This is a genomic window from Pseudomonas carassii, assembly GCF_036324045.1.
In the GTDB taxonomy this organism is placed as follows: domain Bacteria; phylum Pseudomonadota; class Gammaproteobacteria; order Pseudomonadales; family Pseudomonadaceae; genus Aquipseudomonas; species Aquipseudomonas peradeniyensis.
In genome coordinates, this window is sequence record NZ_JAZDCT010000012.1 from 133,214 (window position 1) to 144,322 (window position 11,109).

General features: G+C 65.5%; 10 protein-coding genes. 6 read left to right on the top strand and 4 right to left on the bottom strand.

The window, feature by feature from the left end:
• The first annotated feature begins 9 nt into the window (after window positions 1–9).
• The 4 genes from V0R62_RS11600 (at window position 10) to V0R62_RS11615 (ending at window position 3,871) form a co-directional block, all read left to right on the top strand.
• Window positions 10–1,617 (top strand): response regulator, encoded by a 1,608-nt coding sequence (locus V0R62_RS11600; protein ID WP_330103818.1) that lies wholly within the window; start codon window positions 10–12, stop codon window positions 1,615–1,617.
• Window positions 1,614–2,306 carry a sensor histidine kinase gene (locus V0R62_RS11605; protein WP_330103819.1) on the top strand — a complete coding sequence of 231 codons (693 nt, stop codon included), beginning with the start codon at window positions 1,614–1,616 and terminating at the stop codon, window positions 2,304–2,306. The genes V0R62_RS11600 and V0R62_RS11605 overlap by 4 nt, the downstream gene beginning before the upstream one ends.
• Before the next feature lie 105 nt (window positions 2,307–2,411).
• Window positions 2,412–3,056 carry an MBL fold metallo-hydrolase gene (locus V0R62_RS11610; protein ID WP_330103820.1) on the top strand — a complete coding sequence of 215 codons (645 nt, stop codon included), beginning with the start codon at window positions 2,412–2,414 and terminating at the stop codon, window positions 3,054–3,056.
• Window positions 3,057–3,151: 95 nt separating this feature from the next.
• Window positions 3,152–3,871, top strand: a complete 720-nt coding sequence (locus tag V0R62_RS11615) for an OmpA family protein (RefSeq protein WP_330103821.1) — start codon at window positions 3,152–3,154, stop codon at window positions 3,869–3,871.
• A 71-nt stretch (window positions 3,872–3,942) separates the two neighbouring features.
• Here V0R62_RS11615 and pta read toward each other — a convergent pair whose 3' ends face one another.
• Window positions 3,943–6,033: a phosphate acetyltransferase gene (gene pta, locus V0R62_RS11620; protein ID WP_330103822.1), complete on the bottom strand. Its 2,091-nt coding sequence runs from the start codon at window positions 6,031–6,033 to the stop codon at window positions 3,943–3,945.
• A gap of 32 nt (window positions 6,034–6,065) precedes the next feature.
• The gene (locus V0R62_RS11625) at window positions 6,066–6,368 is read right to left on the bottom strand and encodes a DUF3565 domain-containing protein (protein WP_330103826.1); all 303 of its coding nucleotides are present in this window, start codon (window positions 6,366–6,368) and stop codon (window positions 6,066–6,068) included.
• On the opposite strand from V0R62_RS11625, the gene V0R62_RS11630 reads away from it, so the two are divergent.
• Both V0R62_RS11630 and V0R62_RS11635 read left to right on the top strand, forming a co-directional pair.
• The gene (locus V0R62_RS11630) at window positions 6,367–6,852 is read left to right on the top strand and encodes an FKBP-type peptidyl-prolyl cis-trans isomerase (RefSeq protein WP_050706853.1); all 486 of its coding nucleotides are present in this window, start codon (window positions 6,367–6,369) and stop codon (window positions 6,850–6,852) included. The two genes, V0R62_RS11625 and V0R62_RS11630, sit on opposite strands and share 2 nt — an antisense overlap.
• Before the next feature lie 146 nt (window positions 6,853–6,998).
• On the top strand, window positions 6,999–7,481 hold the full coding sequence (locus tag V0R62_RS11635) for a glutathione peroxidase (RefSeq protein WP_203650605.1): 483 nt from the start codon (window positions 6,999–7,001) through the stop codon (window positions 7,479–7,481).
• Window positions 7,482–7,663: 182 nt separating this feature from the next.
• Here V0R62_RS11635 and fecA read toward each other — a convergent pair whose 3' ends face one another.
• Entirely contained in the window at window positions 7,664–9,973 is a 2,310-nt protein-coding gene (gene fecA, locus V0R62_RS11640; RefSeq protein WP_330103823.1) for a TonB-dependent Fe(3+) dicitrate receptor FecA, read from the bottom strand.
• 121 nt (window positions 9,974–10,094) lie between these two features.
• Complete coding sequence (locus tag V0R62_RS11645; protein ID WP_330103824.1) at window positions 10,095–11,021, bottom strand: FecR family protein; 927 nt, start codon at window positions 11,019–11,021, stop codon at window positions 10,095–10,097.
• Window positions 11,022–11,109: the final 88 nt, after the last annotated feature.

Sequence of the window (11,109 nt, forward strand, 5' to 3'; positions counted from 1 at the left end):
GTCGTGTTGATGCTGCAGTATGGGCAAAAAAGCTTTCTGATCGTCGACGACTTCACCGACTTCCGCACCTCGACCCGTTCGATGCTTCGCGAGCTGGGCGTGCGCGACGTCGACACCGCCGACAGTGGCGAACAGGCGCTGCGCATGTGCGGGCAGAAGCGCTATGACTTCATCCTCCAGGACTTCCACCTGGGTGACGGCAAGAAGAACGGCCAGCAGGTGCTCGAGGACCTGATCCTCGACAAGCTGATCAGCCATGAATGTGTGTTCATCATGGTCACCGCCGAAAGCAGCCAGTCCATCGTGCTCAGCGCCATCGAGCACGAGCCCGATGCCTACCTGACCAAGCCTTTCAACCGCGTCGGCCTGGCCCAGCGCCTGGAGAAACTGACCCAGCGCAAGACGCTGCTCAAGCCGATCCTCCAGGCCCTTGACCGCAGTCGCCCGGCCGAAGTACTCGCCGCCTGCGCCGAGCTGTGCAAGAAGGACCCGCGTTTCGCCCCGCTGTGCCTGCGTTACCGTGCCGACGCCCTGCGTGACCTCAATCGTTTCGAGGAGCTGGAGAAGTTTCTCAAGAACATCCTCGCCAGCCGTCCGCAGCCCTGGGTCTACGCGGCGCTCGGCAGCCTGCTGCACAAGCGCGGGCAGAACGCCCAGGCCCAGGGGGTCTATGAGCAGGCCCTCAAGGCCTTCCCGATCATGCCCAACCTGTACGATGGCATGGCCGAGGTGCTGGTGGCCCAAGGCGAGACCCGGCGTGCCCAGCACATGCTCGAGGAGGCGGTACGCCTGTCGCCACTCGCCGTGCGCCGTCAGGCCGCGCTGGGCAAGCTGGCGCTGGACAATGCCGACTTCGAAAGCGCCTCCAAGGCCTATCGCCATGCGGTGAACCAGGGGCAGAGTTCGCGCTACAAGGACGCCGAGAGCAATCTGGGTCTGGTCCAGGCGTTGATGAACAAGAACAGTGGCAACGGGCTCGATGCCCGTACACGGGTCGAGATCAACACCGTGCTCAGCGAGGTGGCCAAGGAAAACGTCGAGGACCAGGGCCTGCAGGTGCGCGCACGGTTGATGAAGGCTGCCAGCCTGCAGCAGGCCGGCGATGCGGAAACCGCCGCCAAGCTCACCGAGCAGGCCATGCTGCGCCTGGAGAAGATGGACCAGTTCTTCTCGGTGGAGGCGGCGCTGACGGTGGCCAAGCAACTTCAGCAACTCGGCCAGGATGCGGCGGGTACCTCGATTCTCAAAGGTTGCGTGGAAACCTACGGCGACGACCCCAAGGTCATGCAGAGCGTCGCCAAGCTCACCGACGATCCGCTGGTGCTGGGGGCAGTGACCGAAGCCGTGGACCTCAACCGCCAGGGTGTGCGCAGCTACCAGGGTGGTCAGCTCAATGAAGCGCTGGGCATGTTCCGCAAGGCGCTGTCGCTGCAACCGAAAAACATCAGCATTGCCCTGAACACCGCCCAGGCCCTGCTGCGCATCGGCGGCGAGACACCACCGCCGGCACTGATGCAGGAGTGCCGCGACTGCCTCACCAGCGTGGCCGGCATTCCCGCCAGCGACAGTCGCTATGATCGCTACCGCAAACTGCACATCCGGGTCTTCGGCGCATGAATCAGGACAACCAGGGACTGGACTTCTCCACGGTGATCGCCTCCACCGTGCACGACCTGAAAAACTCCCTCTCGGCGCTCACCCATGCCCACAGCCAATGGCTGGCGCGCCTGCCCGAAGAGCTGCGCGGCGGCACCGAGCAGGGCGTGGTGGAGCATGAGCTCAGCCACCTGAACGGCATGCTCGTGCAGTTGCTGGGGCTGTACAAGCTGGGCGTCAACCAGCTGCCCATCTGCCCGGACTACCACGAGCTGGACGACTTCATCGAGGCGCAGCTGGCGGCTCAGGAAGACGTGATCAAGCACCGCGACATCCTCGCCACCTGGCGCATCGAGACCGAGAGTCCTCTGGGCTTCTTCGACCGCGAACTGGTCGCCTCGGTGGTGGCCAATGTGCTCACCAACGCCATCCGCTATGCCGGCCATGCCCTGCTGATCAGTATCGAGGAAGAGGGCGAGCAACTGGTGATCAGCGTCAACGACGACGGCGCCGGTTATCCACAGCGCATGCTCGAACGCCAGCACGACTATGTGCAGGGCATCGATTCGCAGAGCGGCAGCACCGGGCTGGGGCTGTACTTCGCCGCGCGGATTGCCGGGCTGCACGAGCGCAACGGGGTACGCGGGCGGATCGAGATCGCCAACGGCGGGACGCTGGGGGGCGGGTTGTTCCGGTTGTACCTGCCTTGAGATTTGCCGCGTTCGTCAGCTCTTTCAGAGGCTTTGATCACGAGTTGGCATACCGCAAGCCTGGCGATAGTCTTGTCGGACATCCGTGATTTCGCCAGGCCAATAATGAACGTTCTACCATCAACCCTCATCCGCGAAACCTTCCCCGTCGGCCCGCTGCAGTGCAACTGCACCCTGATCGGCGATCCGCTCAGCAAGAAGGCCATCGTCGTCGACCCGGGCGGGGATGAGCAGAAGATCCTCGCCCGCCTGCAGCACCATGGCCTGACCCTGGTGAGCATCATCCACACCCATGCCCACTTCGACCATTTCCTCGCCTCGGGCAAGCTCAAGGAACTGACCGGTGCCACGCTGCACTTGCACAAGGCCGACCAGCCGCTGTGGGAAAACCTGGAAATGCAGTGCCAGATGTTCGGCATGCCCTACACCCCGGTGCCGTCGCCGGATCGCTGGCTGAGCGACGACGAAGCGCTGGCCTGCGGCTGCGGCGTGGCGTTGCATACTCCAGGGCATACGCCGGGCTCGATGAGTTTCTGGTTCGCCGAGCACAAGCTGCTGATCGCTGGCGATACCCTGTTCCGCCGCGGCGTCGGGCGCACCGATTTGTGGGGTGGCGATCAGCGGGCTATCGTTCGTTCCATCAAGGAACGGCTGTACCGCCTGGATGAGGAAGCCATCGTGGTGACCGGCCATGGCCCGGAAACCCGCCTCGGCGACGAGATGCGCGAGAATCCGTTCGTGCGCGCCTGAGGTTTCATGGAATTTTTCCGCTGCGCTGCAATCCAAGGCTGGCATAGATCCGTAGGCGATCCGCTGCACTTTTGAATTTCAGTAGGAGCTTGTCCATGTTCACCATGCGTCGTCTGATTATCGTCGCTACCGCCGCCGCCCTGATGTCCGGTTGTGCCAGCCCCAACCCGTATGACAACCAGGGCCAAGCGCAAGGCTCCACAGGGATGAGCAAGACCGCCAAGTACGGTGGCCTGGGCGCGCTGGCCGGCGCCATCGCCGGTGCCGCCATCGATCACAACAACCGCGGCAAGGGCGCGCTGATCGGCGCCGCCGCGGTGGGCGCCGCCGCCGCCGGCTACGGCTACTACGCCGACAAGCAGGAAGCCGAGTTGCGGGCCAAGATGGCCAACACCGGCGTCGAGGTGCAGCGCCAGGGCGATCAGATCAAGCTGATCATGCCGGGCAACATCACCTTCGCCACTGATTCGGCGAATATCTCCCCAAGCTTCTACTCGCCGCTGAATAACCTGGCCAACTCGTTCAGGCAGTTCAACCAGAACACCATCGAGGTGGTGGGCTTCACCGATAGCACTGGTAGCCGCCAGCACAACATGGACCTGTCGCAGCGCCGTGCCCAGGCGGTCAGCACCTACCTGACTTCCCAGGGCGTGGATTCGTCGCGGGTCAGCGTGCGTGGCATGGGCCCGGACCAACCGATCGCCAGCAACGCCGACGCCAATGGGCGCGCGCAGAACCGCCGCGTCGAGGTCAACCTGAAGCCGATTCCGGGTCAGCAGTATGACCAGCAGGGCACTGTTCAACAGTACCCCTAACACGCTGGGCTGAAACCGATCGCGGGGCAAGTCGCATCGGCGCACCGATGCGACTTGCCCCGCGATGCTTTCTAGCGCACGGTACTGGCCTGGATGGCCGTCAACGCGATGGTATGCACGATATCGTCTACCTGCGCCCCACGGGGCAGGTCGTTGACCGGCTTGCGCAGCCCTTGCAGCATCGGCCCCAGGCTGACGCAGTCGGCGCTGCGCTGCACCGCCTTGTGGGTGGTGTTGCCGGTGTTCAGGTCGGGGAACACGAACACCGTGGCGCGCCCCGCTACCGGGCTCGACGGCGCAAGCTGGCGGGCGATCTCGGGGTTGGCGGCGGCGTCGTACTGCAGCGGCCCGTCGATCACCAGGTCGTGTTCGGCCTGCTGCGCCAGGCGCGTGGCTTCGCGCACTTTTTCCACTTCTTCGTCACTGGCCGCCGAATCGCTGGAGTAGCTGAGCATTGCCACCCGTGGCGCGATGCCAAACGACTCTGCCGACTCGGCGCTCTGCCGGGCGATCTCGGCCAGCTCGGCGGCACTGGGATGCGGGTTCATCACGCAGTCGCCGTAGACCAGCACCTGGTCGGGGAACAGCATGAAGAACACCGACGACACCAGGCTGCTGCCCGGCGCGGTCTTGATCAGTTGCAAGGCCGGGCGAATGGTGTTGGCGGTAGAGTGCACCAGGCCCGAGACCAGGCCATCGACTTCGCCCAGGGCGAGCATCATGGTGGCGATCACCACCGGGTCCTCGAGTTGCTGCTCGGCCATCGGCGCGTTGAGGTTCTTGCTCTTGCGCAGCTCGACCATCGGTTCGACATAACGGCCACGGATCAGCTCGGGGTCGAGCACCTCCAGGTCCGGCGGCAGGCTGATGCCCTGGGCGCGGGCCACGGCCTGCACGTCCTCGGGCTTGGCCAGCAGCACGCAGCGGGCGATGCCACGGGCCTGGCACAGGGCGGCGGCCTGCACCAGCAGGGGCTCGGCGCCCTCGGGCAGGACGATGCGCTTGTTGGCCTGCTGGGCGCGCTGGATCAACTGGTAGCGGAACACCGCCGGCGACAGGCGCAGTTCCCGTGGCGTGCCGCAACGCTGGTGCAGCCAGGCGGCGTCCAGCTGGCTGGCGACGAAGTCGGTGATGAACTCGGCGCGCTCGCGGTCGTCCACCGGGATCTCGCGGTTCAGCGAGTTGAGCTGGTTGGCGGTGTCATAGGAGCCGGTGCTCACCGACAGGATCGGCAGGCCGGCCTGCAGAGCACCACGGCACAGCTCAAGGATGCGCGGGTCGGGCTTGCTGTCGCTGGTCAGCAACAGGCCGGCCAGGGGCACGCCGTTGATCGCGGCCATGCACACGGCGAGGATGATGTCGTCGCGATCGCCCGGCGTCACCACCAGGGTGCCGGAGGTCAGCAGCGGCACGGTGTTGGCCACGGTGCGGGCGCAGATGATGATCTTGCTCATGCGCCGCTGGTCGTAGTCGCCGGCGTTGAGCACCTGGGCGCCGAGCAGCTCGGCCACGTCGCGGGTTCGCGGGGCGTTGAGCTCGGCCTGATAGGGAATGCAGCCGAGCAGGCGGAAGTCGTTGCCGCGCAGCAGCGGCGAATGCTCGCGCAGGCGCGTGGCGAAGTCGGCCATGCTTTCGTCGGTGCGCACCTTGTTGAGGATCACGCCGAGCACCTTCGGGTCGCGCGGGCCACCGAACAACTGGGCCTGCAGCTCGACACGGCCGGACAGCTCGCTCAGTACCTCGTTCTCTGGCGCCGATACCAGGATCACCTCGGCGTCCAGGCTCTTGGCCAGGTGCAGGTTGACCCGGGCGGCATAGCTGGCATGGCGGGTCGGCACCATGCCCTCGACCACCACCACGTCCTTGCCGACGCAGGCCTGTTGGTAGAGGCGGATGATTTCCTCGAGCAGCTCGTCGAGCTGGCCGTCACCGAGCATGCGCTCGACATGCCCCAGGCTCAGCGGAGTGGGCGGCTTGATGCCGTGGGTGCGGGCGACCAGTTCGCTGGAACGCTCCGGGCCGGTGTCGCCGGGGTGCGGCTGGGCGATCGGCTTGAAGAAGCCGACCTTGAGCCCGGCGCGCTCCAGGGTGCGGACCAGGCCCAGGCTGATGGAGGTCAGGCCGACACCGAAGTCGGTTGGCGCGATGAAAAATGTCTGCATGCGTGCTTCTCGAAATAAGCGGTGCAAGGAAGTCAGCGGCCAAGGGTATCGCTAACCGCCCCCTGCGCGCACCAGCCGCAGGTGAATACCTGGCCGACGCGCCGGGCGCGTTCGTCGGCATCGAGCACCCAGGGCCGCGCCTGCCACGGCGGCTGGTGGCGCAGGTGCTGGGTATGGCCGCAGGACAGCTCGACCACCCAATGCCCCTCCTCGTCGAGATGGAAACCAGTGATCCGACTGATGGGCGGCCCTTGGTCCGAGTCGCGTTCGCAATCGGTCGATGCGTTGGTTACACTTGTCCGTTCTACATTCTTTTGCAAAAGGTCTTGCCCCATGCTGATCGCCGCCAACAAGGCTGTCTCCATCGACTATACCCTCACCAACGACGCAGGTGAGGTCATCGACAGCTCCGCCGGTGGTGCGCCGCTGGTCTACCTGCACGGTGCCGCCAACATCATCCCGGGCCTGGAAAAAGCCCTGGAAGGCAAGCAGGCCGGTGACGAACTGACCGTTGCCATCGAGCCGGAAGAAGCCTACGGCGAGTACTCGGCCGAACTGGTCAGCACCCTGAACCGCAGCATGTTCGAAGGCGTCGACCAACTGGAAGTCGGCATGCAGTTCCACGCTTCGGCGCCGGACGGCCAGATGCAGATCGTCACCATCCGCGACATCGACGGCGACGACGTGACCGTCGACGGCAACCACCCGCTGGCTGGCCAGCGCCTGAACTTCAAGGTCAAGGTCGTCGACGTGCGTGACGCCAGCGAAGAAGAAATCGCTCACCGTCACATCCACGGTGAAGGTGGCCATCACCACTGATTTTCTGCGCTAAGCTCAGAGAGTCGCCAGGCGCTCGGGCAAGCCGGACTTGCCCTCCTCAGGAGGGTGGACGGTTTGGCCGCGCGCCTTTTTAGTGGGCGGGATTCGCCCCAGCGGCAATCGGGAACCTGAGAGGGGATTTCATCATGAGTGCATTTCACGACCTGACGTTGAAGGCGTTGAACGGCGAGGACCTGCCGCTGGCCCCGTTCAAGGGCCAGGTGGTGCTGGTGGTCAATGTCGCCTCCAAGTGCGGGCTGACGCCGCAGTACAAGGCCCTGGAGAACCTGTATCAGGATTACCGGGACAAGGGTTTCAATGTGCTGGGCCTGCCGTGCAACCAGTTCGCCGGCCAGGAACCTGGCAGCGAGAAGGAAATCCAGGAATTCTGCAGCCTCAACTATGGGGTGAGCTTCCCGCTGGGCGCCAAGCTCGAGGTCAACGGGCCGCAGCGTCATTCGCTGTATCGCCTGCTGGCGGGTGAAGGGGCCGAGTTCCCCGGTGACATCACCTGGAACTTCGAGAAGTTCCTGGTTGGCAAGGATGGCCGTGTATTGGCGCGTTTCGCCCCGCGGACGGCGCCGGATGATCCGACCGTGGTGCAGGCGATCGAGAAGGCGCTGGGCTGATCTGTACCCACACCCCTGTAGGAGCGGCCTTGCCGAGGCGTCGGACCGGCCGGAAAGGGCTGCGTAGCAGCCCCAGGATTTCAGCTACGCAGCCAATATTGCCGGGGCCGCTTCGCGGCCCTTTCGCGGCACAAGGCTGCTCCTACAGAGGGAACGGCGTCATCCACCTCTGCCCTAGGCCGTCAGAACGCTACCGACGTCTGCACATACAACGTCCGCGGTTCACCCACGTACTTGCCCTTGTTGTTGTCGTCGAACGAGCGGGTGTAGTACTCGCGGTTGAACAGGTTCTTCACCCCCACCGCCACCTTCAGGTTCGAAAGCGCAGGGCCGAAGTCATAGCCGGCGCGGGTGCTGACCAGCATGTAGCCGGGGATGCGCCCGGTGCTGCCGTCGGCGCTCTCGCTGGCGGTGTTGGCGTTGTCGGCGTACTGGCTGCTCTGGAAGCTGCTGTCCAGGTTCAACTGCCACGGGCCTTCGGTGTAGCCGATCCCCAGCGTGCCCTTGTGGCGGGACGAGAACGGTACCTGGTTGCCCTTGTTCGGGCCGTCCTCGCGGATGGTTGCATCGACGAAGGCGTAGCCGGCGTGCACGTCGAAACCGGCCAGGGCCGGGCTCAGGCCGTCGAGGGCGTAGCGCACGCTGGTCTCGATGCCCTGGTGGCGGGTTTCGCCGCGGGCGATCACCGAGTCGTTGGTCTGGTTGCTTTCGTACTGGTTGTCGAAGTTGATCAGGAAGGCGCCGATTTCGGCCTGCAGGTCGCCATTGTCGTAGCGGGTGCCGACTTCCCAGGTGCGCGCTTTCTCCGGCTTCACTTCGCCGCTGCTGACGCGGTTGGGCATCTGGCTGTACTGCACGCTGCCGAACGAGCCTTCGGTGTTGGCGTAGAGATTCCAGTTGTCGGTGAGGTGGTACATCACGTTCAGCGCGGGCAGGGCGGTGTTGTAGCTGCCCTGGTACTGCTGGCCGTTGAGCTTGTTGCTCTGCTCGGAGTCGATCATCTCGTAGCGGATGCCCGGGGTGATGGTCCAGCGGCCGATGTCGATGCGATCATCCAGGTAGATGGCATGGGCTTCGGTGCTGCCGCGGGTGTCGCGGTCGTTGCGGCTGGCGGTGGTCGGCAGGGCGCCGTTGACCGGCTCGCGGTAGCGCAGTTCATGCCCGGCCTCGTTGACGTAGCGGTAGCCGATGCCCAGTTCGTGCCAGCTGTCGCCCAGGGCCAGGCCCTGCGAGAAGCGGGTCTCGATGCCGCGTACCCAGTACTCGCGTGGCGACAGCGAGACGAAGCTGCCCTGGTCAAGGTAGCCGCTGCGCAGGGTCTTGGTGAAGAAGCTGTTGACGCTGAACTGGCGGTCGTCCTGCTTGTAGTCGTAGCCCAGGTTGAACAGGGTGCGACGGCCCCAGAACTTGTCCTTCAGGCGGGTCGACTGGTACGGGTCGGCGTCGAAGTCGGCGGTGCTCAGGCCGCCGGGCATCTCGGCCTCGCCCTCGTAGTACTGGGCCATGGCGTGCAGGCTGTTGGCTTCGTCCAACTGCAGCTTGCCCTTGAGCATCAGGTCGTCGATCTGCGTGTCGCTGTGTTCGCGCCAGTCGCTGCCGCGGGTGCCGGAGTAGAGCAGGGCGCCGCCCAGGCCGTTGGCATTGGTGCCGCCGATCAGCAGGTTGGCGCTGTTCTTCAGGCCATCCTGGCTGGACGACGGGCTGATCTGGTTCTGCATCGCCGCCTTGAAGGTGGCTTCTTCGGGGATGGCGCGGGTGACGAAGTTGACGATGCCGCCGACGTTCTGCGGCCCGTAGCGCACCGCGCCGCCGCCGCGCACCACGTCCACGGCATCCATGTTGCCCAGGCTGATCGGCGCCAGCGACAGCTGCGGCTGGCCGTAGGGGGCGAAGGGCACCGGGATGCCGTCCATCAGCACGGTGGAGCGCGAGGCCAGGCGCGGGTTCAGGCCACGGATGCCGAAGTTCAGTGCCAGGTCGTGGCTGCCGGTGCCGTTGTTTTCCGGGGCGTTGACGCCAGGGATGCGGTTGAGCACTTCGCGGGCACTGCTGGCGCCGCTGCGTTCGAATTCCTCGCGGCGCACCACATCGCGGGCGCCGGGGTGCTCGAAGACGTTGTCCTGGCGGGCCTCGGCCAGCCAGTCGCCGACCACGGTCGAGGCGCCCAGCTCGATCGGGGCATTGCTGCCCATGGCCGGCAGCGGTTGCAGGCTGTAGCCGTTGTCGGTTTCCTGGCGCGCCTGCAGGCCGCTGCCGCGCAGCAGGGCATCGAGCCCCTGGCCGACCTCGTACTGGCCTTCCAGGCCGGGGCTGCTAAGGCCCTGGGTCAGGCCAGGGCTGAACGAGATCAGCGCGCCGCTTTCGCGCCCGAACTGGTTCAGGGCCTGTTCCAGGGTTCCTGGCGCGATGTGGTAGGCGCGAGGCTCGCCGGCCAGGGCGAGCGGGGCGGCGAGGATCAGGGCGTAGGCGAGGGGGCTGAGGCGCAGGGGCATGTGACGGAGGTCCTGTGACAAGGGGTTCTGTCTTCTCTGTCACGCGAGGGTCGGGAAATGGCTCAACAGAAATGAAATAAAATCGGGTTGGAGTCGGGATTCGTGGGAGCGGGCTTGACTCTCAGCCCGTTGACGCGGCCTCGAGCGACACCCAGTAACGGGTGAACCGCCGCACCTTCACCGGCAGCGTCACTTCCAGCATCTCCAGGATCCGCTCACTGTCTGCCAGCGGATACGATCCGGAAATCCGTAAATCGGCCACCCGCTCACTGCATCTCAACTGCCCGAGTCGATACCGCGACAGCTCGGCGAGAAAGTCACCCAGGCGCATCTGTGACACCACCAGCATGCCCTCCACCCAGGCCGCCCGGTTAGGGTCCAGCGGTGCGATTGCCTGCCAGCCGCCTTGCGCGAAACGTGCCTGATGCCCGGCCAGCAGCGGTGTGCCGGCCACGCTGGCGCTGCCGCTGAACACCGACACCAAGCTGAAACCGTCGAACTGACGGACGTCGAAGCGTCCGCTTTCCAGATGCAGTTCGCCCTGGGCCGTGGCCAGGCGCAGTGGCCGTGGATCGTTAATCACCTCGAGCAGCAGCTCGCCTTCCTGCAAGCGCACCAGGCGCTGCCGGCCGTCGAAGCGCACGTCGGCGGCGCTGCGGGTGTTCAGGTGCAACTGGCTGCCGTCGTCGAGGGTCAGGCGGCGGCGCTGACCGATTGGGCTGCGGTAGTCGGCCATCAGTCCGGGCAGTGGATTGTGCGGGTGCAGGCCCAGCCCGGCGGCACTCGCCACTCCTGCCAGCAGCAACGCCTTGAGGGCGCGACGCCTGGCCGGCGAAGGCGGCGCCTGCAGCGTGGCGTGGACCACCGGGGCGGCGACGCCGCGCAGGCGCTGGTTGACCTGCTGGATATGAGCCCAGGCTCGCTGGTGTTCGCTGTCGGCCTGCAGCCAGCGCTCCAGGGCCTGGTGCTGGTCGAAGTCGTCGCTCTGCGACTCGATCAGCCAGTGCACCGCCTGTTCGGCGATCTGCGAGGAAAAGGCTGCGTTCACGGGGCCAGCCCTTTCAGCGTATTGAGAATTGGCGTCCGGCTTGGATTTGCCGGGGTCGCTTTGCGACCCTTTCGCGACACAAGGCCGC